Annotated in this window: 21 protein-coding genes; all 21 read right to left on the bottom strand. The window is 55.8% G+C overall.

What is annotated here, in order from left to right:
- Positions 1 to 86: 86 nt before the first annotated feature.
- Positions 87 to 926: an orotidine-5'-phosphate decarboxylase gene (gene pyrF / locus QP400_RS05625; RefSeq protein ID WP_004805223.1), complete on the bottom strand. Its 840-nt coding sequence runs from the start codon at positions 924 to 926 to the stop codon at positions 87 to 89.
- Complete coding sequence (carB, locus tag QP400_RS05620) at positions 923 to 4,225, bottom strand: carbamoyl-phosphate synthase large subunit (protein WP_004805222.1); 3,303 nt, start codon at positions 4,223 to 4,225, stop codon at positions 923 to 925. The genes pyrF and carB overlap by 4 nt, the downstream gene beginning before the upstream one ends.
- Positions 4,226 to 5,410 carry a glutamine-hydrolyzing carbamoyl-phosphate synthase small subunit gene (gene carA, locus QP400_RS05615; protein WP_004805220.1) on the bottom strand — a complete coding sequence of 395 codons (1,185 nt, stop codon included), beginning with the start codon at positions 5,408 to 5,410 and terminating at the stop codon, positions 4,226 to 4,228.
- Between the two features lie 29 nt (positions 5,411 to 5,439).
- Complete coding sequence (locus QP400_RS05610) at positions 5,440 to 6,741, bottom strand: dihydroorotase (RefSeq protein WP_004805219.1); 1,302 nt, start codon at positions 6,739 to 6,741, stop codon at positions 5,440 to 5,442.
- Between the two features lies 1 nt (position 6,742).
- Positions 6,743 to 7,702 carry an aspartate carbamoyltransferase catalytic subunit gene (locus QP400_RS05605; protein WP_004805218.1) on the bottom strand — a complete coding sequence of 320 codons (960 nt, stop codon included), beginning with the start codon at positions 7,700 to 7,702 and terminating at the stop codon, positions 6,743 to 6,745.
- 1 nt (position 7,703) lies between these two features.
- Positions 7,704 to 8,252 carry a bifunctional pyr operon transcriptional regulator/uracil phosphoribosyltransferase PyrR gene (gene pyrR, locus QP400_RS05600; RefSeq protein ID WP_004805215.1) on the bottom strand — a complete coding sequence of 183 codons (549 nt, stop codon included), beginning with the start codon at positions 8,250 to 8,252 and terminating at the stop codon, positions 7,704 to 7,706.
- 161 nt (positions 8,253 to 8,413) lie between these two features.
- A complete protein-coding gene (gene nusB, locus QP400_RS05595; RefSeq protein ID WP_004805212.1) occupies positions 8,414 to 9,241 on the bottom strand; it encodes a transcription antitermination factor NusB in 828 nt (275 codons plus the stop codon).
- Entirely contained in the window at positions 9,241 to 9,804 is a 564-nt protein-coding gene (gene efp / locus QP400_RS05590; RefSeq protein WP_004805210.1) for an elongation factor P, read from the bottom strand. Before efp ends, nusB begins: the two co-directional genes overlap by 1 nt.
- Before the next feature lie 69 nt (positions 9,805 to 9,873).
- Entirely contained in the window at positions 9,874 to 10,362 is a 489-nt protein-coding gene (locus tag QP400_RS05585) for a shikimate kinase (protein ID WP_004805208.1), read from the bottom strand.
- Positions 10,359 to 11,912: a 3-dehydroquinate synthase gene (gene aroB, locus QP400_RS05580; protein WP_004805206.1), complete on the bottom strand. Its 1,554-nt coding sequence runs from the start codon at positions 11,910 to 11,912 to the stop codon at positions 10,359 to 10,361. The genes QP400_RS05585 and aroB overlap by 4 nt, the downstream gene beginning before the upstream one ends.
- A complete protein-coding gene (gene aroC / locus QP400_RS05575; protein ID WP_004805204.1) occupies positions 11,909 to 13,126 on the bottom strand; it encodes a chorismate synthase in 1,218 nt (405 codons plus the stop codon). Before aroC ends, aroB begins: the two co-directional genes overlap by 4 nt.
- A gap of 50 nt (positions 13,127 to 13,176) precedes the next feature.
- Positions 13,177 to 13,791, bottom strand: coding sequence for an A24 family peptidase (locus QP400_RS05570; RefSeq protein WP_004805201.1), 615 nt, complete (start codon positions 13,789 to 13,791; stop codon positions 13,177 to 13,179).
- Positions 13,766 to 14,572, bottom strand: a complete 807-nt coding sequence (locus QP400_RS05565; protein WP_285462567.1) for a shikimate dehydrogenase family protein — start codon at positions 14,570 to 14,572, stop codon at positions 13,766 to 13,768. The genes QP400_RS05570 and QP400_RS05565 overlap by 26 nt, the downstream gene beginning before the upstream one ends.
- Positions 14,572 to 15,777, bottom strand: coding sequence for an endolytic transglycosylase MltG (gene mltG, locus QP400_RS05560; RefSeq protein ID WP_004805197.1), 1,206 nt, complete (start codon positions 15,775 to 15,777; stop codon positions 14,572 to 14,574). The genes QP400_RS05565 and mltG overlap by 1 nt, the downstream gene beginning before the upstream one ends.
- 8 nt (positions 15,778 to 15,785) lie before the next feature.
- Positions 15,786 to 16,235 (bottom strand): Holliday junction resolvase RuvX, encoded by a 450-nt coding sequence (gene ruvX, locus QP400_RS05555; RefSeq protein ID WP_004805196.1) that lies wholly within the window; start codon positions 16,233 to 16,235, stop codon positions 15,786 to 15,788.
- A complete protein-coding gene (gene alaS, locus QP400_RS05550) occupies positions 16,235 to 18,919 on the bottom strand; it encodes an alanine--tRNA ligase (RefSeq protein WP_004805194.1) in 2,685 nt (894 codons plus the stop codon). Before alaS ends, ruvX begins: the two co-directional genes overlap by 1 nt.
- A 188-nt stretch (positions 18,920 to 19,107) precedes the next feature.
- Positions 19,108 to 19,461, bottom strand: coding sequence for a DUF948 domain-containing protein (locus tag QP400_RS05545; RefSeq protein WP_004805190.1), 354 nt, complete (start codon positions 19,459 to 19,461; stop codon positions 19,108 to 19,110).
- Between the two features lie 93 nt (positions 19,462 to 19,554).
- Positions 19,555 to 20,181 carry a 30S ribosomal protein S4 gene (rpsD, locus tag QP400_RS05540; protein WP_004805188.1) on the bottom strand — a complete coding sequence of 209 codons (627 nt, stop codon included), beginning with the start codon at positions 20,179 to 20,181 and terminating at the stop codon, positions 19,555 to 19,557.
- Positions 20,182 to 20,277: 96 nt separating this feature from the next.
- Positions 20,278 to 21,612 carry a replication-associated recombination protein A gene (locus QP400_RS05535; protein ID WP_004805186.1) on the bottom strand — a complete coding sequence of 445 codons (1,335 nt, stop codon included), beginning with the start codon at positions 21,610 to 21,612 and terminating at the stop codon, positions 20,278 to 20,280.
- A gap of 9 nt (positions 21,613 to 21,621) precedes the next feature.
- Entirely contained in the window at positions 21,622 to 23,658 is a 2,037-nt protein-coding gene (gene betT, locus QP400_RS05530; RefSeq protein ID WP_004805183.1) for a choline BCCT transporter BetT, read from the bottom strand.
- A gap of 58 nt (positions 23,659 to 23,716) precedes the next feature.
- Complete coding sequence (locus QP400_RS05525; protein WP_004805182.1) at positions 23,717 to 24,337, bottom strand: L-threonylcarbamoyladenylate synthase; 621 nt, start codon at positions 24,335 to 24,337, stop codon at positions 23,717 to 23,719.
- Between the last annotated feature and the right edge of the window lies 1 nt (position 24,338).

The raw sequence follows: 24,338 nt of genomic DNA, 5'->3' as shown, positions 1-24,338 counted from the left end.
AATTGAATTAGTTGTACAGACGCGCAAAATCTTACGATATTGCTGGACTAACGCAAAAGCTCGCCCAGCACCTATCCCATACATGACTATTCGAAAAGTTGCGTGCGGAAGCTTTGTATAGCCTTCACCAGGTCGGCCTTGTCGGGCCCGTTCATTAAAATTGAGCGAGAGGCCGAAGCGAGCACATTCTCCTGCACTCCCTTGAAAACACTTGCCAATTCTTGCTTTCCGGCCCCCTGCGCTCCAAATCCAGGTGAGAGGATTGAAACCTTAGCATTAGATAAATTAATGTTCAGTTTCTTGAGTACATCACCGATAGTTGCGCCCGCAACTATCCCGATGGGTCCCATGTGACTATTGCCACAGGCGGAATTGTTTACTTCAGCTGCGTGTTCGACTACATATTTGGCCACAGAATAGCCATTTGCAGTAGTTGCTTGCTGAACCTCTGGCCCCTCCGGATTAGACGTAAGTCCCAGTACATACAGGCCTTTGCCATTTTCAATTGCAAGGTCTACGGCAGGGCGTAAAGAGCCAAATCCGAGATATGGGCTAACGGTAATTGCATCTGCTTCCAGTGGCGCACCTTTAGCAAGGTAAGCCCTTGCATATGCGGCCATAGTCGAACCAATATCGCCACGCTTTACGTCCAATATAGACACGAGTCCGGCGTCGCGGGCAGCTTGCAAGATCTTCTCCAGAGCTGCAATTCCCGCGCTGCCGTAGCATTCGAACAGAGCAGATTGCGGTTTCACTGCCGCAGCGTTTTCCGCCGCGGCCTCAACCGTTCGAAGCCCAAACTCGAGTGCGCCTTTCGCTGAGTTCTCGAGGCCCCAGCGCTCCAGTAGGTTCTGATGCGGATCAATGCCCACGCACACCTGCCCATATTCGCGCATGCGGGCGGCGAGCTTTTTAGCGTAGTTCACTTGTTCCTCCTAGCAATGCGATCGGCAGCGTACTCCTGCAAGGATGCAACCTGGAAGTCTGCAGGATCGATCGACAGCGCACGAACGTAGGCCGTTAGCTGCTGCATAGTGGTGATAATCGGCTTACCCGCACTAGTGGTGGCTGTGCGAATGTCGTAGCCATCCGCGCGCGAGCCCTGAGATCCTGGAGTGTTCACTACAATCGCAATCTTCGAATCGTGAATCATATCCACGATTGTGGGTTCGCCGTCTTCGCCACGGCCATCCGATGCCTTGCGCACTACCTCACAATCGATACCGTTGCGAGCGAGAACCGCAGCAGTCCCCTTAGTAGCACATAGTTCGAAGCCCATTTCGGATAGCTGCAGCGCGGGAAGCACCAGCGCCCTCTTATCCCGGTCGGCTACCGAAATAAACAATTTGCCAGAGCTCGGAACCTCGCCAGCAACAGCTAGCAAAGATTTCGCAAAAGCAATCGGGAAGTTCTTATCGAATCCCATCACCTCACCAGTAGAACGCATCTCCGGGCCAAGGATTGTGTCGACAACCTTGCCTTCGTAATCCAAGAACCTCTTGAATGGAAGCACGGCTTCCTTGACTGCCGTAGGATCGCCCGGAACCATCTCTGTGGCGTCCTTTGCCGGCAGCATTCCTTCTTCCTTCAGCTGCGCAATCGTCCTTCCGATCATTACTCGGGCAGCTGCCTTAGCCAAGGAGACGCCGGTAGCCTTGGAAACGAACGGGACGGTACGCGAGGCACGCGGATTAGCTTCGATTACGTAGAGCACGCCAGATAGCAGAGCAAACTGAATGTTGATCAGGCCACGCACACCTACGCCTGCAGCAATAGCTTCGGTAGCTTTGCGAATCTGCCGAATGCGGGCCTGGGACAAAGTCATTGGCGGAATCACACATGAGGAGTCGCCCGAGTGAACCCCGGCCTCTTCGACGTGTTCCATGACGCCGCCAAGGAATAGTTCGGTGCCATCGTAGAGAGCATCCACGTCAATTTCGATCGCGTCATCCAGGAAACGGTCGATCAGCAGTGGCCCTTGGCCAGCGCCTTCGGCTGCGATACCAGAAGATTCTAGATACTCATTTAGAGCCTTCTCGTCATAGATGATAGCCATACCACGACCGCCTAGGACGAACGAAGGACGTACCAGCACCGGGTAGCCAACCTCCAAAGCGGCGCTGCGGGCTTCTTCGACGGTGTGGGCAGTACCGTGCGCAGGAGCATCGAGTCCGGCCCGATCCAATACTCCCCCGAAAATCTCGCGATCTTCAGCAGCATCGATTGCCTTTGGAGAAGTACCAATAATTGGCACTCCAGCCTTCTCTAGCTTTGCTGCCAGGGAGAGCGGAGTCTGCCCACCGAGCTGAACGATCATCCCGGCAACAGGACCGGCCTGACATTCGGCACGGTAAATTTCGAGGACGTGCTCGAAGGTAAGCGGTTCAAAGTACAGCCGAGAAGAAATGTCGTAGTCAGTGGACACCGTTTCCGGATTGCAGTTGACCATGATGGTGTCATAGTCCTTTGCCAGTTCCATGGTCGCGTGCACACAGGAGTAGTCGAACTCAATGCCCTGACCGATGCGGTTGGGACCGGAGCCCAAGATAATGATTGCTTCCCGATCGCGCGGGGCCACCTCATTCTCGAAATCGTAAGTCGAGTAGTGATAGGGGGTGTCCGCAGCAAATTCAGCAGCACAGGTGTCGACGGTTTTGTACACCGGGTACAGCCCGTAGGCATGTCGAACCTCGCGAACTGTGTCTTCGGTCAGTCCCCTAATCTCTGCTATCTGCAGATCAGTGAAACCGTGCCGTTTAGCCTCGGTCATGATCTGCTTGTCCAAAGCATCGGCCTTCTCGATTGCAGTTGCAATTTCGTTGATCAGGACAACCTGATCAACGAACCACGGGTCAATCTGGGTTGCCTCAACTATCTGCTCGGCGCTAGCACCTGCCCAGATAGCCTGCTGAACCTGCACCATCCGGTGCTCGGTCGGAACTTTGATCTGCTCGAGCAACTCAGCTAGTTCTTCCGCCGAGGGCGCGGTGCCCTTCCAGGTGAAACGAGTGCCCTTCTTGTCAATGGAGTTCATTGCTTTCTGCAGAGCTTCGGCATAGTTACGGCCAATTGCCATCGCCTCGCCCACAGACTTCATAGAAGTGGTCAGACGCGGATCTGCAGCAGGGAACTTTTCAAAAGCAAAGCGCGGCACCTTCACCACGACGTAGTCGAGTGTCGGTTCGAAAGATGCGGGAGTAGAGCCGGTGATGTCGTTGGGAATCTCGTCTAACGTGTAGCCCACCGCCAGCCTGGCTGCCATCTTCGCGATCGGGAAACCAGTTGCCTTGGATGCAAGCGCTGAGGACCTAGAAACTCGCGGGTTCATCTCGATTACAATTACGCGGCCGGTCTTCGGATCCACGGCAAACTGAATGTTACAGCCGCCGGTATCTACCCCGACCTCGCGAATGACGGCGATACCGATGTCGCGCAGATTCTGCAGTTCCCTATCAGTCAGGGTGAGTGCAGGTGCAACAGTGATCGAGTCACCAGTATGGATGCCCACCGGATCGACGTTCTCGATAGAGCAGACCACAACTACGTTGTCTGCCTTGTCGCGCATCAGTTCTAGCTCGTATTCCTTCCAGCCCAGGATGGACTCTTCCAGCAATACTTCGTTCGTAATTGAATCGTGCAGGCCTTCTCCGGCAATCCGGTCCAGATCCTCACGGTTGTACGCGAAACCACTGCCCAGTCCGCCCATGGTGAAGGAGGGCCTCACTACCAGCGGATAGCCCAATTTCTCGGCGGCTTCGTGGCATTCTTCCAATGAGTGCGCAATGTAGGAGCGAGCTACTTCAGCCCCGCAGCGCTCAACCACGGCTTTGAACTCATCACGATCCTCGCCAGCATTGATGGCCTCAGCGCTAGCACCGATAAGTTCCACTCCGAACTCATCGAGTATTCCTTCGTTCTTGAGGGCGATCGCCGCATTTAGTGCAGTCTGCCCCCCCAAGGTCGGCAGCAATGCGTCCGGACGCTCCTTATCGATGATGCGGCGCAAAGACTGCGTGGTTAGCGGCTCAATGTAAGTCGCATCCGCCATCTCTGGATCAGTCATGATGGTTGCCGGGTTCGAGTTGACCAGCACAACTCGCAGACCTTCCTCGCGCAGTACGCGACATGCCTGCGTCCCCGAATAGTCGAACTCGCAAGCCTGACCTATGACAATGGGGCCAGAACCAATAACTAGAACAGATTCAATGTCATTGCGGCGAGGCATTTACTTGGACTCCTTATTGTCTTCAATCATGGTCAGGAAACGATCAAACAGATGCTCAGCATCGTGAGGACCGGCGGCTGCTTCCGGGTGGTATTGCACAGAGAAGGCGGGAATATCCAGGGCTTTCAGCCCCTCTACTACCCCGTCGTTTAACCCCAGGTGGGAAACCTCCACCCTGCCGTAACGGCCATCGTCATATGGGGCCACCGATACTTCGTCTACGGGCGCATCTACCGCAAAACCGTGATTGTGGGCCGTGATCTCTACTCGACCGGTAGCCCGGTCTAGCACCGGCTGGTTTACCCCTCGGTGCCCATAAGTGAGCTTGTAAGTGCCATATCCGAGTGCCCGCCCAAGAATCTGATTGCCAAAGCAAATGCCGAAGAACGGAATCTTCCGATCCAACACTGCCCGCAGCAGTTCTACCTCGTGCTCAGAGGTGGATGGGTCACCCGGGCCATTGGAGAAGAACACCCCGTCCGGCTCGATTTCAAGAATGTCGGCAAGCGTGGCCGACTGTGGGAGGACGTGTACCTCGATGCCGCGAGCTGCCATTTGTTCTGGGGTGCGCGACTTAATTCCAAGGTCCAAGGCGGCCACCTTAGCCACCGGGGTCTTCCCCTCGTATTCGCCAGTAGGCGCTACTACATAGGCTTCCTTGGTAGTTACTGCCCCAGCAAGAGCAGCCCCTGCCATGGCAGGCTGTTCACAAACGATTGACACCAGGTTGGCCAGTGCAGCCTCAGTTAGGTTCTCGGCTCCAGCTGGAAGCGCATCCCCAGAGAAGATGCCCGCCTTCAGCGCACCCTTTTCCCGCAAGTGCCGGGTCAGAGCCCGCGTGTCGACCTCGCAGATACCGACAATGGACTGCTCTTTGAGTGCATCTTCCAAAGCGCCTTCAGAACGCCAATTTGAGGTAATGCGCGAGCCCTCGCGTACAGCGTAGCCTGCGACCCAAATACGCTTAGATTCGTTATCTGTCTGGTTTACGCCAGTGTTGCCAATATGCGGAGCAGTCTGAATAACGATCTGCCCATAGTAAGAAGGATCGGTCAGGGTTTCCTGGTAACCGGTCATACCGGTAGCAAAAACAGCCTCGCCTAGCGCGCGACCAGTTGCTCCGTATACCTTTCCGGGAAGATAGAAGCCGTCCTCGAAAACGATTATCGCGAGATCGCGAAACATAAGTGTCCTCTCGGGTGGGTTAGCCACCGTTAGTTGAAGTTGACTAGTTTTCCATCGCGGACGGTCATCTTGCCGCGATATAGCGTGTATTTGATTTGTCCAGGAAGCTCTCGGCCTACGAAGGGGGTGTTCGTAGACATGGACTTCTGCGAGCTCGGATCTACCTTGCGCACGATGGTCGGATCTACCAAGGTGACGTTTGCAAAAGAACCGCTCGCAATGTCCTGGCCCTGATCGGCTACTCGACCAATCTTTGCAGGAGTCTTGGACAGAACCTGGGCGACCTGCCCCCAAGTAAGCCTGCCGGTGTTCACCATCGTGTCGATAACTACGGGTAAAGCAGTTTCCAATCCGGTCATCCCAAAGGCACCGGACTGCCAATCACAGTCCTTGTCCTCGATCGGGTGTGGGGCGTGATCGGTACCCACAATGTCGATGGTTCCGTCTTCGAGGCCGGCGCGCACCGCCTCCACATCAGCTGCGGAACGCAACGGCGGGTTCACCTTGTACAGCGGGTCGTAGCTGCGGGCCTCCTCCTCTGTCAAGTACAGGTGGTGGGGCGTCACTTCAGCAGTTACGTTGATTCCCCTCTCCTTGGCCCATCGCACCAGTTCAACCGAACGCGCCGTGGACAGGTGGCATACGTGCAACCGAGACTTTGTAAGTTCAGCTAGCATTACGTCGCGGGCAATAATAGATTCTTCAGCAACTCCAGGCCAGCCTTTGAGGCCCAGTTCGTCAGAGAGAGCCGATTCGTTCATCTGGGCGCCCTCAGTGAGCTCTGGATCCTGGGCATGCTGAGCCACAACGCCATCGTAGGCACGCACGTATTCCAAAGCGTGCCGCATAAGCAGTGCATCATGTACACACTTGCCATCGTCAGAGAACACCCGAACCTTCGACTTGCAGGTCGCCATCGCGCCGAGGGCGGCCATGTGCTCCCCGCGCAGCCCCGCAGACACTGCCCCGACGGGACGTACCTGTACGTACCCGGCTTCGTCTCCCAATGCCTGCACCTGTTCGACAACCGGTGCGTCGTCGGCGACCGGGGTGGTGTTTGCCATGGCGTGTACGCAGGTGTACCCGCCCATGGCCGCAGCCTGGCTTCCAGTGCGCACCGTCTCAAAGTTTTCCTGACCGGGTTCGCGCAGATGAGTATGAAGATCAACCAGGCCTGGCAGCGCGATCAAACCCGAACCATCAATTCTTTCCGGATCTTCTAGATAGCTTGCTGCATCTGGACCTACCGCGACGATTTTTTCGTCCTTGATCGCAATATCTGCGACCTGTTCGCCCTCTATATTTGCGCCTGAAATAAGAATTTCGCTCATTTTACTTTTCCTTCGCTAGCAGCAGGTAGAGAGCTGCCATTCGCACTGACACACCATTTGCAACCTGTTCCACGATTACAGACTTGTCTGAGTCAGCTGCTTCCGCACAAATCTCCAAGCCTCGGTTCATAGGACCGGGGTGCATGACAATGGTCTTTTCGGGGAGCGCCTCGAAACGTTCCCGGTTCAGGCTGTAGAGCCTCCGATATTCCACCGGGGACGGGAAGTATCCGCCGCCGGCGGAGGACATCCGTTCCCGTTGAATACGCAGCATCATTACCGCGTCTGGAGCCGATTTCAGGGCCTCGTCGAAATCATAAGTAACCTCGCACGGCCAGGTCTCGATTCCATAGGGAACCAAGGTTGGGGGTGCGACCAAAGTTACCTTGGCACCGAGTAGATGCAATAGATCTACGTCCGAGCGGGCCACCCGCGAATGTTGGATGTCGCCGACAATGACTACGTGAGCACCGGCGATGTCAGAACCGGCAGGGGCAGGTTTTCCCTGTGCACGGAAGTGCCGGCGCAATGTCATCGCGTCCAGTAGTGCCTGTGTCGGGTGCTGATGGGTACCGTCGCCAGCATTCAGAACCGGCAGTCCGATCCAGCCCGCATGGGCTAGCCGGTGAGCGGCGCCAGAATGGTTGTGCCGCACAACTATGGCATCGGCTCCCATTGCCGAAAGAGTTAGGGCGGTGTCTTTTAGCGATTCGCCCTTCGAGACTGAGGAACCTTTCGCGGAAAAGTTAATCACGTCAGCCGACAGTCTCTTTTCGGCGGCTTCAAAAGACTGCCTAGTCCTGGTGGAGTCCTCGAAGAATAGGTTCACTACTGTCTTCCCGCGCAGGGTGGGTAGCTTCTTTACTGCCCTGGACTGAGTCGCTGCCATGGTTTCGGCAGTGTCCAGGATTTCGATAGCTTCGGCTCGGCTCAAATCTTTGATCGATATTAGATGATCCATATTATTTTTCCTGCTCGATTAAAACGGCGTCTTCTCCGTCGATTTCCATGGTGCGAACTACGATCGATTCCTCTTTCGAGGAGGGAAGATTCTTTCCTACGTAATCGGCCCTGATCGGAAGTTCTCTGTGTCCCCTATCCACCAGTACAGCAAGCCTCACAACGGAGGGACGTCCAATGTCTACGAGGGCGTCCAGCGCGGCTCGAATGGTTCGCCCCGAGTACAGAACGTCGTCTACTAACACCACTGTCTTGCCATCAATGCCAGAGTCAGGAATTGACGTCGGGTGGGGGTTTCGCACCGGGTTCTCGGATAGGTCGTCGCGGTACATGGTCGTATCGATGATGCCGAGTGATACGGGAGCACCTTCACGCTCAAGAACCTTGTAGATGCGATTTGCAAGAGGCACCCCGCCAGTGGGAATGCCGAGCAGAACGATCTCGGAGGCATCCTGGTTGCGCTCCAAAATCTCGTATGAAATGCGTTTTAGCGAGCGGGATATATCCTCCCGCGACAGGACTTTTTTAGCCCCTGGGGTAGCGTGCGCCACACCCGCCTCCTTCTCCGCCTCACAGGACGGTCATTAAAGGGTTTGGACACCCCAAGTTTAGCGTCCGAGGGCGGCCCTGTCACTTACGGAAAGCGGCATTAAAGCAGGAGGTGGCGAACATGACAGAAAAATTTTCGGGCCACCCGAAGGTGGCCCAAAAACTATTCCTCTTCCTCGTCTTCCAAGAAGTCGCCAGCAGCCAAATTTGCTAGCGCCTGTGCGACGGAATCTGCTCCAGGTCGTGGCGGCGCATCAGCTTCAGTAGCCTCTTCAGCCCTGACCGATTGATCCGGTTCTTCGGAAGGTACCTCAACTTTGTCGGTTGGCGCCTTCGCAGCTTCTACTGCGTCTTCACCGGCAGCGTCCGATAGCTCAGCCGTATCCGCATCCTCGGTACCGGCTTCGCCGGCGTTGTCCTCTTGGTCAGAACCGGCCTCTTCTACAGGAACAACGACGCTGCCTTCAGGAAGAGTCTCCTTGGCAGGCAAGTCGACGCCCTCTGCAAAATCTTCCGGCACCGTTGCAGAACCAAACACTGCTTGGCGTGCTTTCGACACCTTCAGAATGCGATCCAAAATCGCATTCACAAAAGCGGGCGTCTTGTCAGAGGCAATAACCTCCGAAATAGCCATCGCCTCTTTGATCGCAACGGGACCGTCGATCTCGTCGTTGAACATGATTTCCCATGCCCCGACGCGCAAGATTGCCAGGTCCACTCCCGGCATGCGATCAAGCGTCCAGTTAGTCGCGTTGGCCGAAATAGCCTCGTCGATCTCGTTTACATGGTCCGCAACCCCAAGCACGATTTGGTAGGCGTACGGGGGGATCCCGGTTTGGGCGGTGGACACAACCTGCCTTGCCCGCGCCAAGTCCTTTATCCGCTCCGGGGTAGAGCCAAAGCCGCGCTGGTCGGCTTCGAAGAGGGTATCTACTGCCCTGCTGCGAGCCTTCGTTCGACCAGTAAACTTCCTATTTTTCTTCCTTGACATTATTCGGTCACGCGCGAGACGTATTCACCGGTACGGGTGTCCACCTTCACCTTAGTGCCCTGTTCCAGGAAGAGCGGCACCTGGATTTCAGCACCGGTTTCGACGGTGGCAGGCTTAGTACCGGCATTGGAACGGTCACCCTGCAGACCGGGCTCGGTGTAGGTGATCTCGAGGGTCACCTGCGGGGGCAGTTCTACGAAAAGAACGTTGCCCTCGTTGAAGGAGACGATGACCTTCTGGCCTTCGAGCATGAACTTCTTGGCGTCGCCAACAATGTCCTCGGGGATTTCTACCTGCTCGTAGTTGTCATCATCCATGAACACGAAGAATTCGCCGTCGTTGTACAGGTAGGACATGTCGCGGCGATCGACGGTAGCTGTCTCGACCTTGACCCCGGCGTTAAAGGTCTTGTCGATGGTCTTGCCAGACAGGACGTTCTTCATCTTGGTGCGTACGAATGCCGGTCCCTTGCCAGGCTTGACATGCTGAAATTCGACTACCTGCCACAGCTGGTTGTCGATCTTTAGCACCATACCGTTCTTTAGGTCATTGGTCGTTGCCATTAGTGTGTCCTTTCAAAAATTTTCACTCTGACTTTAAACACTACCTGCTTCAAGCGCAAACCCGTTATTTTATAGGCCGAGCTCACGGATTATTGCTGCGGCGCTCTCTTCAGGAGTGGCCTCGGAGGTATCTATTTCTACCGCGGCCAGTGGGCGTAGTTCTTCTTCACGGCGTTTCTTTAGTGCGGCAAAGGTTGCATTTGGGGTGCCGAGGGCGATTGAGCGAGGCGCGTTTAAGCCGTTGCGCACCGCCAACACGTGAGTCCTGGCATTGAGTAGCACAACCGGAGATTTTCCAAGGAGCTCTGCCACGGCGGCGTAAGTGGGACCCGCCGATGGCAGCCCTACCACTGCGCAACCCGAGTTCAGCCCCTTCAAGCATTCTTCGAGTTCGACCTTTCGGTATGCCTCTTCCCCATCATTTAGCAAAATTGCGCTTCCGCCACGCTCGGCCATATGGGCCTCGGTGTCCCAAAAGCTAAGTTTCATTGCCTTTGCAAGGCACTCTCCGACGGTGCTGACTCCTGCTGCAGGCAGACCGAGCAGTACTAGTCTCACTTATTCACCTTCATAAATGCGCGCTGTAAGACGGATGTATCTTCGATCGGAACCGTAACAGGCTTTGCCAACCCTTGCAGCAGAACCATACGGATTACGCCGCCACGCACCTTCTTGTCGGCTTTCATTGCCTCAAGCAAGCGGGGGAAATCTGCTCCGTCGTAGCTGGTGGGCAACCCCAAATAAGAGATGACTTCTTGATGCCGGCGAACCAGCTGCGAACTAATCATGCCTAGTTCATGCGCGACATGAGCGGCAAACATCATGCCAAGTGCCACAGCGTTTCCGTGCCGCCACTGGTAGTTTTCTACCTTCTCAATAGCGTGGCCGAAAGTATGTCCGTAATTCAGAATTTCGCGCAGGCCAGCCTCGTGCAGGTCTTGGGACACTACGTTCGCTTTGACCCGGATTGAACGAGAGACAATCTCGACGAGCCGGTCGTCCTCGGGTCCAATCTCTTCATTTTCCAATAGTTCAAGAATGCGCGGATCGGCAATAAAACCGCATTTGACCACCTCGCCAAGACCTTCGATCAAATCGTCTTTAGGCAGTGACTTCAGGTAATCCAAATCGCACACCACCGCTCGCGGAGTGTAAAACGAACCCACCATATTCTTGCCGATTGGGGTGTTGATGCCAGTCTTGCCGCCAACCGCAGCATCGACCATCCCCAGTAACGAGGTCGACATGGCAATATGATCAATGCCTCGCATCCAGGTGGCGGCTACGAATCCAGAGAGGTCAGTGGTCGCTCCCCCGCCTAGACCGATTACCGTGTCTTCTCGCCCGAATCGTTCCAAGCCAAGAGTTTCCCAAGCATTAGACAGGCAATCAACGCTCTTCTGCTCTTCCGCGTTCGGGGTAATAAATCCCTGCACCTGCCTGCCCATTTCCTCCAGGACTGCTGCTAGTTCGATGCATTCCTTCTTCATATCTTCGGGGGCAATCAGCAATACTTTGCGAGAGGCAGAGGCAATGAGTGAATCTATCTTTGCCTTCGCGATACCTCTTCCGATGCGCACTGCGTACGGGGCATTTCCGTCTACTCCGATTAGCTCATGCTGGCTACGCATTAGGTCTTCAGCAACTTCGGCTACCGTACGCCCGTCAGTTTCTATCGCTATGGTGCAGACGGATCGGTAGGTTTGCTCGCGCTGCGCATAGAGCTTCGTGAGCGCAGGCAGCGGGTCTTCTCCGAGTAACGGTCGGGAATCGGACTTTCCGACTCGGGCAGCGGAAACAGTCGGGCTCGCTTTTAGGTAGACCGTTTCATGTCCGCTTACGAGTGCCGCTGCAGCCGAAGTACTTAGAGCTCCCCCGCCCAGCGCAATAAGATCTGGCGCCTCCTGCAGCGCTCGTCGGATTGCCTCTTGTTCGTAGCGGCGAAACGCGCCCTCTCCCTCACTGGAAAATATTTGCGGGATGGATTTTCCGGCAATATCCGGTATCAAATCATCCGTATCGATGCTGGTCAGACCATACTTGTTTGCCAGGTATTCACTGACCGAGGTTTTTCCGGCACCGGGCATGCCGGTTAGGAAAATGCTCACGCCAACCCCCTCGAATTGAGCGTGGCAACATAGGCACTGACCGCGGCCTTGATCTGTTTTACCGAATATCCTCCAGTGTGTTCCAGCAAGGCCTGTAGCAAGGTGAGGGCGACCATCGCTTCTGCGATTACGGCGGCTGGAGCCACTGCACAGACATCGGAGCGCTGGTGTATTGCAGTGTCTGCCTTGCCGGTTTCGATGTCAAAGGTGCGCAGCGCCCTGGGCACCGTGGAGATTGGCTTTAGCGCTGCCCGTACCCGAATATCTTCTCCATCGGACATTCCACCTTCGATGCCGCCGGCTCGATTTGAGGCGCGGTGAGGATGGCCATCTTCTACCAGGATCTCGTCGTGGGCAGCTGATCCCGGCCGGTCGGCAGTAGCGAACCCGTCCCCGACCTCGACCCCTTTGATCGCCTGGATCGACATCAGGGCTTCTGCGAGACAGGCATCTAGGCGCCGTTTTCCCTGTACATGAGTACCTGCAAGACCAAGCGGAACCCCGGACGCAATAACTTCCACCACTCCGCCTAGCGTGTCGCCTTGTTTCTTTGCCTCGTCTATAGCTGCCACCATCTGGGCGGAGGTGGCAGCGTCGAAGCAGCGAACCGGATCTTCATCCAAGGCTGCCTTGTCATCGGCGCAAGGCTGAGGAGCCCACTCCGGTACATGTACCCCTCCTAGAGCTACTGTGTGCGAGACGGTACGGATCCCAAAGGCCTGCTCCAGGGTCTTTTGTGCGACTACCCCAAGTGCCACCCGCATCGCAGTTTCGCGAGCCGAAGCCCGCTCCAACACCGGGCGAGCATCTGGTAGATCGTAGGCTGCCATACCCGCCAAATCTGCATGTCCTGGACGGGGGCGAGTAAGTGGTTTGTTGCGGGCAATCTCGCGTTCATCGCCCTTGCCGGCGTCCACCTTAAGGGCTGAGGCCGGCACCGGATCCGGGCTCATGACGGTCTTCCACTTCGGCCACTCAGAGTTCTCAATCAGTATGGCAATTGGGGCACCAGTGGTCACTCCGTGCCGTACCCCACCCAAAAAACGGACCTTGTCCGCTTCCCATTTCTGGCGCGCTCCACGCCCATAGCCGAGCCGTCTTCTAGCTAGCCCATCCTGTAAATCTTTAGTAGTTATCTCCACTCCCGAGGCAATGCCATCGATAATTCCGACTAACCCTTCGCCGTGGGATTCCCCTGCAGTAAGCCAAATCATGCCTATAGTGTTCCACATTCTTGCTGAAGGGCGTGAAATCGTTCCGGAGGTCAGAAGATAAGGGCAGAAAGGTAGCCACCCAAAATCAGGTAGGGACCAAAGGCGATCTGCGCCCTCGGATTATGGGTTCTTAGGATCGCTACGAGGGCGCCGCAGCCGGCAAGTAGGAAGGATCCAGCTACCGCCCAGAGCGGCCCGGCCGAAGAAATTGTCACGGGCCAAGATAAGGCTACTGGAGCAAGACGCACATCGCCGAAGCCCATTTTGGTAACTACGGAGAAGAGCGCAAAAAAGCAGAATATCCCGAGCGCAGATGCGGCTAGGGGAAGAAGGACGCCCCGGTAGGCGGCCACTGCTGAGCACAAGAGCGCTCCCCCGCCTGCCCACACCCATAATCTTGGCAACCGATGGGCAGCAAAATCGCACAGTAGGGGCACGGAAAGAAACCCCGCAATACTTAGCCCTACCCAATGCGCCCTCGAGCATAACGCAAGTCCGCACAATCCCAAGGACACCAGCGCATATGTGTAGCGTCTATTCCATCTTGGCGCCTCGATGCCAGCGCTGGTGCAGTAGCGCGCACAGGTAGCGGGACCAAAATACACCGCTGCCCCTACGCCGCCGAGGCAGATTGCCAAGCTAAGAACGGGCCCGATCCATTGCATCGCGCATAGCTTCCACGTCCGGAGTTGCTCCAACCATCAGCACTACCTGCGCCACAGCCTGATAAAGCAGCATATCGGTACCGGGAACAACCTTAGCCCCGGCATCACTGAAAACCTGCGCCAGGGCGGACATTCCACCCGCGTAGGCGACATCCAAGAGTGCCTGGCGCGGCTTTGCGACCGCTCCAATGCCACCTGCCCACTTGTCGGCAACCCTTGCAGGCAGAGTCGAAATTAGCACGTCCGCCTTTGAGATGGCATCGATCATCTGATCAGAACCCAACCGACACTGTGTAATCGGAAAATCCATCCGAGCCGCTGCTACGGCAACCGAGCCACCCCCAGAGAAACTGCGGGCACAAACTGTAACGTCCCTAGCCCCCATCCACTTCAGGGCAGCTAAAGCGGACGACGCAGTAGCCCTCGCACCTAGGATGACAGCCGATCTGGGCTCTACCTCATCTAAGGCGCGAACGATCCCTTCGACGTCGGTATTAGTTCCTTTTAGGCCGGGAAGTACGGTGTTGACAGCGCCAACTACCCGTGCCAGCTCGGTAAGCTCCAATGCAGGCAGAATTATCTGCTTGTTAGGCATGGTTACCGAAAATCCCCGCCAACCAGGATCAGCTGCTGCCTCCTTGATCGTGGCAACAGCCTGTTCTTGCGGCACGCGTATGGCCTTGTACTGCCAGTCAGAGCGCCCTAGGGACCGGTACGCAGCTTGATGCAGTACCGGTGACAGAGAATGTTCAATTGGGTCGCCGATGACCGCAGCCCACATTAGCTCTCACAAACCTTTGGGTTGTTCTTGCAATATTTCTTGAGTTCTTCGACGTTAGCATTTTGCTGGTCCAAGTTCTCGGCAAATTTAGTTTCACCAGTTTCTAGATTGACCGTGGTGTAATACATCCACTTGCCATCTGCCGGAGCAAGAACAGCTTGCAACGCCTTGTCCGAGAACGTTCCGATTGGAGTAGGAGGCAGTCCCTTTTGCAGATAGGTGTTGTAGGGATTGTCTGCTTTCAGATCGTCAGCGGTGGGAATGCCACCGGACTTACCAACGCCATACAGTACGGTGGAGTCCATGTCTAGTTTTCCTGCCGTATCCGAGTTCCCAGCCGCAAGGCGATTCTCGATGACACGGGCGACCATCGGGTAATACTTCTCGACGTTTACCTCTTTTTCCAGAATAGAGGCCTTCGTCATTACCTCTTCCCACTTCTCCTCGGGGACCTTGTGGTCTTTCAGCTTTGAAATGGTTGCATCAACCATCGTCTCCAGGACGTCTGCGGGTTCAGTCCCGGGCGTTACTGTATAGGTGTCGGGAGCCAGCCAGCCCTCTAGGTTGCCTTTCGCTACCTTGGGCAGCTTGGACTTAGCTACTTCTGCAAAAGCCTTCTCCACTTCGTCCGGATTGAACTGATCGACATTCTTTAGTCGTTCCTTAGCTTCCTTTACAGTGAAACCTTCAGGAATTGTTACCTTTAGATCCGCCTTAGAAGCCGGGTCAAGAAGGGCAGCTACCGCTCCCGCACCCGACATCTTCTTCTTCAACTTGTATGCCCCAGGCTGGATAGCAGGGGCCTGCGCATTGGCGTCGAATGCCTTGGCAAATGCCTTTGCAGAAGCAACTACGCCTTGCTTTTCCAAAATTTTGCCAATGTCTGTCCCGGAGGATCCCTCAGGAATCTCGACGCTTACTGGTGTTGTCCCAGGGCCGGGATAGTCAGGCGCCTTCGCGAAGAGTCCAGACCCCATTACCGCTCTCATACCCAGTGCAGCAGCACATACCACCACGAAGGTCGCAAGCAGCATCACGATGGTAGTCTTCACGCGACGCCTACGCCGGCGCCTCTTGCGCTCAGCTGGTCCTTCAGTAGGACGGAGCTGCGCCTGAGGGCGGCGCCGCACTTTGATCTTCCGTCTCTGCTGGCGCATCTGCGCGCGAGAAGGAAAACTTTTCGGGCCTTCACTATCCGGTGTCATCCTGGTCCTTATAACTTCTGGCCTGCAGGCCGATCGTTAATTCTTTCGTATTCCAAAGCTTGCTGCAGGATAACCACAGCTGCCTGCTGATCTACCAGCTGCCTTTGCTGCCTGGAATTCATTCCTGCTTCACTCATCTGAGTGTGTGCCGAGACGGAGCTTAGTCGCTCATCGACCATGCGAATCGGCACCGTAACTAGCGAGCGCAATCCGCGCGCCCATTTCAGCGCCATCTTTGCGCTCTTGCCGCTATTGCCGGCCAAGGTAACCGGCTTACCAACGATTATCTCTACTGCCCCTACCTCATCGACTAAATCCGCGGCCTCGTATAGATCCGCATCATATTTGTCTTTGGCAATAGTGGTCTTTGGGGTGCACAGTATCGTATCGGCGTCACACACCGCGACACCGATGCGAACTGTGCCCACATCAAAAGCGATTCTGCTGCCTTTGCGCATTAGGCCTTCGATACAGACTCGACTATGTGTTCAAGCGCAGTTGGAGCAGCCTTGGGGTTTTGGCCTCCCCCCTGGGCAATGTCAGGACGGCCACCGCCGCCACCGCCCATTAGCTTGGCGGCCTCGCGTACGAAGTCTCCGGCACGCAAGCCGGCAGTGCGGGCGCCCTCATTAGTTGCTACCACAATGCCAGGCTTGCCCTTAGAAATGCCAGCAACTGCCACTACAGCTGGAAGGTCTTCGCCTAGACGCTCGCGGACGCCAAGTGCCAAAGTCCGAAGATCGTCTGCGGAGCCTACTTCACCGGCAAAATGGGCTACTACCAGCTTGTCTCCTACCCTCTTGGCATCGGCGGCTATCTGAGGAATTGCCGCCTGCAACGCCTGCGAACGCATATTTGCCAAGTCTTTTTCAGCCTTCTTCAGGCGAGCCATCATGGTCTGTACGCGATCAGCGAGTTCTACAGGGGTGACTCCAAGCATGCCCGATACCTGATTGACCAGGGCATGCTCCTTTGCCTGGAATCCAGTAGCAGCATCGCCTACCAATGCTTCAACACGGCGTACGCCCGACCCGACTGAGGATTCACCCAATATGGCAATCCTGCCGACGTGTCCGAGCGAGGGCACGTGGGTGCCGCCGCAGAACTCTCTGGACCAGCCGTCGCCGATGTCTACGACACGCACAATCGAGCCGTACTTTTCGCCAAAGATTGCCTGTGCCCCTAGCTTTTTAGCTTCTTCGATCGGCAGCTCATAGTCAGTGACCGAAAGATTGAGTCCAAGCCTCCTGTTGGCATCGTCCTCAACGTCCTCGACCATTCCTTCGGGCAGCGCGTTTGGATTGCGGAAGTCAAATCTCATTCGCGAGGGCGCGTTCTCGGAACCTGCCTGCGTTGCTCCCTCACCCAGACGATCCAGCAGTTCCTGGTGAATTACGTGGGTCGAAGTATGGGCCCTAGCAATCTGCAGCCGTCGATCCGTATCGATCTGGGCATGGGCTGGCTCGTCCAAAACCACTTCCCCGTCGGTTAGCGTACCCCTATGCACAGAAAGGCCCTTTACGGGTGCCTGTACATCCAGTACATCAATGACACCGCCAGAAGAGGTGCGGATGGTTCCCTGGTCAGCAAGCTGACCGCCGGCTTCTGCATAGAACGGAGTGCGATCGAGAATCAATTCGACGTTTGCGGGAGCAACAGCCTTAGGCTGCGGTTTGCCGTCGACTAGGATGCCCAGCACTCTAGCATCAGCCTGCGAGTCCGTGTAACCCAAGAATTCAACATTTCCGCCTACCCGGTTCTGCAACTCATGGTAAACGCGAGAGTCAACGTGACCAGTCTTCTTCTTTAGCGCATCAGCTCGTGCCCGTTCACGCTGCTCTGCCATCAACGAACGGAACTTTTCCTCGTCCACGCTGACACCCTGTTCGGCTGCCATTTCCAAGGTCAAATCGATTGGGAAGCCGTAAGTATCGTGCAGGGAAAAGGCTTTTTCGCCAGACAGTACCGGAGAGCTCTTAGACTCCTTCTTGGCATCTTGAACTGCCAGATCCAAAATCGTGGTGCCAGCGGACAGGGTGCGGCGGAAGGAATCTTCCTCCGCAAAGGCGACCTGGGAGATAGCATCCCAGTTACGCTCGAGCTCGGGGTAAGACTGCTTCATGACATCCTTGGAAGCTGTCAGCAAAGTAGGCATTACCGGCGCATCCACGCCAAGTAGCCGCATCGAGCGGACGGCGCGCCGCATCAACCTGCGCAGCACATAGCCGCGGCCCTCATTTGAAGGACGTACGCCATCGCCAATTAGCATGAGCGAGGAACGCACGTGATCAGCCACCTGGCGCATCCGTACATCATCCTGATCGGCGCCACTGTCGTATTTGCGCCCGGACATCTCCTCTGCAGCGGCGATCACGGGGAATACCTCGTCGATCTCGTACATGTTGTCTTTGCCCTGTAACAAGAATGCGAGGCGTTCAAGCCCTAGTCCGGTATCAATGCACTTGGCATCCAGTTCGCCCAGCAGCGGGTAATCCTTGCCCTTACCCTCGCCACGAAGGTACTGGTCGAACACTAGGTTCCAGATTTCTAGGAAGCGGTCACCGGCAACGTCCTTCGCGGGGCCTCCATCCGGGCCGTACTGACTGCCGCGATCAAAATGGATCTCGGCACACGGGCCTGCAGGACCGGGCTGACCGGTATCCCAGAAGATCTCTTCCCGCGGTAGCCCCTGCAAGTGGGCCGGATCAATGCCAATCTGATTCAACCAAATATCTTTAGCCTCGTCGTCCTGGTCCCAGATCGTTACCCACAGCTTGTCGCCATCCAGGCCATACTTGCCCTCAGCAATGGAACCGGTAAGCAGGTCCCACGCAAACTTCGAAGCCTCTTCTTTGAAGTAGTCACCGAACGAGAAGTTGCCGCACATCTGGAAGAACGTACCGTGCCTAGTCGTCTTCCCGACCTCGTCAATGTCATTGGTGCGGATGCACTTTTGCACTGACGCAGCCCTGGGCCACGGAGCTTTCTCGGTGCCAACGATGTACGGAATGAAAGGAACCATCCCGGCAATGGTGAACAAAATCGACGGTTCCGGGCTCACTAGCGGCACGGATTCGCGGATCTCGTGGCCGTGAGCGCCAAAATAATCTAGCCAGCGCTGCCTAATTTCAGAGGTACGCACAGAAGGCACCTTTCAGTATGTAGGGCGAACATGTTTGCCACTGGAGGGCGCAAGCAATGTCCGCGTAATGTATTCTTCGTTTTCCTTCATAGCATTAGAAAACTGTGAAGCGTAGAAACTAATTTTAGATCGCACAGGCGGGAGTGCTAACAATGCGGCCGCGGCGACGCCAATGAGTATGGCCTTTTTCACTGCCTCTTCCTCCCCTGCAGCACTTCCCGAGTAGCCGCACTAAAAGCAGCCAGTTTGATAAGCGGACGTCCCACCGTAGAAGACACCAAGGTGGACACCGCAGAAGCATCCTGGGCCATCTGCGAAGCAGAGGTGGTCACCGTATCTACCTTTGCCAGTTGGGTGTTTACCTCGGTAATAGTCTTCGAGGCCTCCTGCACAGTACCCCTTGCATCGACGGTAATGTCCTGCACAGACTTGCGCAGTTCGTCAATAAGCCCACCTAGCTTCAATAGCGGGACTGCCAGCAGTAGAACCAGCACGGCAAATGCGATAGCCGCCACCATCCCCGCAACTGTTCCAAGATGCATAAAAACTCTCCTTATAAACGGGATCTATCTAAGAGTACCTGAATAAGAAGACGCCCCGGAACCAGCAGGCTCCGGGGCGCACTATAAGTAAGATTAGCGAGAGTAGTATTCGACTACTAGCTGTACATCGCAGACGATCGGAACGTCGTCACGCTTGGGGGTCTCCTTCAGCTCGAAGCGCAGCTTCTCAAGAGCAACATCGAGGTAGGAAGGTACCTCAGGCAGGACGTCGCGGTGCGAACCGGCTGCTGCAACCTGGAACAGATCCTTGGTTACCGAAGCGGGCTTGACGTGGACAACCTGGCCGGGCTTCACGTGGAAGGACGGACGGTCGACGATGCGGCCATCGACCATGATGTGCCTGTGCACAACGGCCTGACGAGCCTGGGCAATGGTGCGAGCGAAACCAGCGCGCAGTACCAGAGCGTCTAGACGAGTCTCCAGGTAAGCGATCAGGTTATCGCCAGTCTGGCCACCGCGGCGCTTCGCATCAGCGAATGCGCGACGCATCTGGGCCTCACGAATACCGTACTGAGCGCGCAGACGCTGCTTTTCCTTCAGTCGGACGGCGTAGTCAGATTCGCTACGACGACGGGCACGACCGTGCTCACCGGGACCGTAGGGACGCTTTTCAAAGTGGCGCTGAGCCTTGGGAGTAAGCGCAATACCGAGGGCGCGGGACAGGCGAACCTGGCGGCGCGAGCGGTTAGAGTTAGACATAACCTTTTCTTTCTGTCGAAGTTATTTGCGTGCTTATGCACGGGGCCAACACATACGGCTAAGACCCCAGTGTTGCGGTAAAGCAACCCCACCAGACTAGCGCATTCGCAGCATATTGCGAACCTGGGCAAGAGTTTTCCCAATGTGGGATTCATTACCATGGCTAGTTGGCTCGTAGTAGATAGTGCCATCCAAGCCGTCTGGAAGATACTGCTGGCCCGCAATTCCCGCGGGATCGTCGTGGGGGTATTTGTAGCCTTTGCCGTGCCCCAGCCCCTTTGCGCCCTGGTAGTGCGCATCGCGAAGATGGGCAGGAACGGGCGGGGCCCCTTCCCTTCGTATCTGCGCAATCGCCGAATCAATAGCAGTGATTGCCGCATTAGATTTTGGCGCAAGAGCCACCGCAATAGCCGCTTCAGACAGGATAATTCTTGCCTCCGGCATCCCTACGAGCGCTACCGCCTGAGCCGCTGCAACAACTACGGGAAGCAAGCCACGGTCTGCAAGCCCCACATCCTCGGCAGCCGCAATCATGATCCGTCGGGCAATAAAGCGGGAATCTTCTCCGGCCTCAATCATTCGCGCCAAATAGTGAACAGTCGCATCCGGGTCTGAGCCCCGCATCGATTTGATAAACGCCGAGATCACGTCGTAGTGCTGGTCTTCGTCATAACGCACTAGGGCTTTGTCGGCACTGACTTCGACATCGGCAACCTCTATTGTGGTCCGCTCGTTATCGATCGCTGCCCCTGCCGCAGCTTCCAGCAAAGTCAGAGACCGCCGCCCATCAAAGCCCGCCGTGCGCAGCAGTAGCTCTTCTGCCTGCTCAGATATGTCGATTTTGCCGCCAAAGCCTCGCTCGTCAGTTAGCGCCCTACGCACTAAAGTCCTCAGATCCCCTTTAGTAAGAGGATTTAGCGTGAGCAGCAACGACCTGGATAGCAGGGGCGAAATAACCGAAAACGAAGGATTCTCTGTAGTGGCAGCTACCAGTGTCACCCACCTATTTTCCACGGCAGGTAAAAGAGCATCTTGTTGAGATTTCGAAAACCTGTGCACCTCGTCCACGAAGAGGACTGTTTCCGCTCCGTTAGATGCCAAATGGTGCCGTGCCGAATCGATCACCGCGCGCAATTCTTTCACGCCGGCAGACACCGCAGAGACCTCGGTAAAGCGCCGCCCTGACTGCCGTGCAACTAGGTAGGCAAGAGTAGTCTTTCCAGTTCCAGGCGGCCCCCACAGAATAACCGAGGACACGCCAGATTCTTTAGGCTCTAATAGCCTGCGCAACGGTTGCCCCGGTTTCAGCAGGTGCCCCTGCCCTACCACCTCGTCAAGCGAGGTCGGGCGCATGCGTACTGCCAGTGGAGAGTTTTGTTCAACGGCCGGAACGCCTACCTCTTCCATCCCGCTCGCTTCGAAAAGATCCATAGTCCTACCCTAGCGGAATGGCACTACCGGAGTGTTAGAGCGCTCTTGCATCCTCCAGTACTCCTGGTATCGATCGAAATGGTCCAACACGTCGTGGATCAGCGCTGATTTCGAATAGCCCATCACGTTGTAGTCCCCATCGCCATTAGGGAGGTGCACTTCCAACCTGGTAGAACGTGCTGAAGAGAGCGGCACACCTGCATATACAGCCGCGGGAGTATCTACCGCAAGGATGCGGTAGATGAACTGGTCCGGTCCCGTAAAGGCAGTGAGCTTCAACCGATCGTAGATTCGGCGATCCTCAACTTCTTCTACCGAATCTGTATCGGCACGTACTACCTCAGAAGAAATTCCTTGCCGCTGCAGCTCCCTGGCAATTGTTTCGAGGGCGGGTTGGGCCACGCGGGTGATGTACTTGCTAGCCTGTGCCGGACTAACCTGGTCGAAAGTGCGGGCGAGGCGATCGTGCCAGGATGCCCCATCCGTACCGGAGCCAGCTACAACATTCCTTGCCGAGTGTTCAAGCATCACTACTTTGGAGCGTTCTTCCCGAAGTGCCTTTGCGAGTCCGATCATCACCAGGATCATTACAAAGGCAAATGGCAACCCCATAATGATCGTTGCGTTCTGCAGCGCGTGAATACCCCCTACAACCAGCATTGCAACGGTGAGTACTCCCACCAGCACCGCCCAGAATATCCTTAGGGAAGCCTTCGCGTCCGATCTGGCGGTTGGTAGGTTAGAGCACAAATTCGCCATCACCAGGGCGCCAGAATCAGCAGAGGTAACGTAGAAAAGCAGCCCAACAAAGGTTGCTAGCCCAATAGTAAAGAAGGGCGCCGGGTAAGTTTGCAAGAGCGCGTAAAAACCAGATTCTGGAACCGCGATCGTATTCCTAGCAAAATCAAGGTTGCCAGAGCGCACCAGATCGATGGCAGCGTTACCAAAGACGGAGATCCAAAGCACCACGTACGAGAACGGAATGAGCATAGTGCCTATTACGAATTCTCGTAGGCTTCGTCCTCGGGAAATCCTCGCTAGAAACATGCCAATAAAGGAAGCCCAGGCTACCCACCATGCCCAGAAAAATAGGGTCCACGCCCCCATCCAGAGCCCCTTGTCCTCATAAGGGAAAGTCTGCATGCTCCTGGATGGGAATGTCTGCACAAAATCCCCGATGTTGGATGCCATAGCATTTAGCAGAAAGCTAGTCCTTCCAGTAAACAGCACCCATCCAATAAGGAACACCGCTAGAAACACGTTCAGCTGGGACAGGATCCTGATCCCCTTATTTACACCGGTCGTGGCCGAAGCGGTAGCCATTATTACCGCGAGCACCACCAGAATGATTTGTACTGGTAGGCCACGGCCCGTCCCAAAGAGGATGTCCAGCCCAACATTTAGCTGCACTACCCCGATTCCCAGCGTGGTCGCTACCCCAAAGATGGTGCCGAGGATTGCAGCCGAATCAACTAAGTGTCCAAGCGGACCATCAATACGCTTGCCCAATACCGGGAATAAAGACGAGCGCACCGAAAGGGGCATCTTCCGGCGGTAGGCAAAATATCCCAACGCGATCCCCATGAGTGCGTACATCCCCCACCCGGTTATGCCGTAGTGAAAGATCGTCCACACCGGTGCTTCCGCTGCCGCTTGCAGACTCTGGCCTTTTCCCGAGGGCGGATTCATGTAGTGATTTATGGGTCCGGCCACTGAAAAGAACATGATGTCCGTGCCAATTCCCGCAGCGAACAACATTGCCGCCCAGGAAAACAACGAAAACTCCGGTCTTGAGCTTGGGGGGCCTAGACGCACCCGCCCATACCGGGAGAAGCCAAGGTACAGGACAAAGACAATGATCGCACTGGCCAAACACACGTAGAAGGAGCCAAACCACCTGCAAATCCAAGCTACAGCTGTTCCCAGCACCGATCCGGCCTGAACTGGCGCAATAATCGCCCACAGGGCGATCGCTCCGATGCCTAGTGCCGAACCAATGAATACGGGATAGCTCACTTTTACGTGCCGTATCTGACCGGTGCTCATCTTCCCTCCCTAGCGATTAAACAGTTTGGGGCCGACGATTTTTCGCCGGCCCCACCTGCTAACCAATGAAATCTACAGCTCCAGCGCCTTCACGCTTTATTTCCGGGATGCCGCTAGTCACATCTACCACCGTGGTAGGCCCTTCCGCCCCACACGGACCATCGATGATCGCATCCAGCAAATAACCGATCTGGTCTCGAATCTGCCAACCGTTTACCTCTGGCTCGCTCTGCCCAGGCAGTATTAGCGTCGAAGACATCAGCGGTTCGCCTATTTCGTTCACCAAAGCCTGAGTGATCTTATGCTTCGGGATGCGTACCCCCACCGTGTGCTTCTTGGCATTGAGCATAATGCGGGGGACCTCCTTCGTACCTTTCAAGATGAAGGTATAAGGCCCAGGGGTGAGCGACTTAAGCAACCGGAAAGTCTTGTTATCCACAATCGTCATCTGCCCGACCTGAGAGAAGTCGTGACAAATCAGCGTGTAATCGTGCTTTGGAGGGAGCTTTCTGATCTTCGCGATCGTGTCGATCCCCTGTTTATTTCCAAGCGCACAACCAATCGCGTACCCGGAATCCGTCGGGTAGGCAAGAACGCCGCCAGAGCGAACTACATCGGCAGCCTTCCTAATCAGCCGGTCCTGCGGATTTTCGGGGTGGATCTCAAGAAACTGCGTCAAG

Origin of the sequence: Winkia sp. UMB3158 (assembly GCF_030217145.1) — a bacterium.
GTDB classification, from domain to species: Bacteria; Actinomycetota; Actinomycetes; order Actinomycetales; family Actinomycetaceae; genus Winkia; species Winkia anitrata.
Note: the sequence above shows the minus strand (reverse complement) of the source record. Positions and strands in the feature narration are given on the sequence as shown.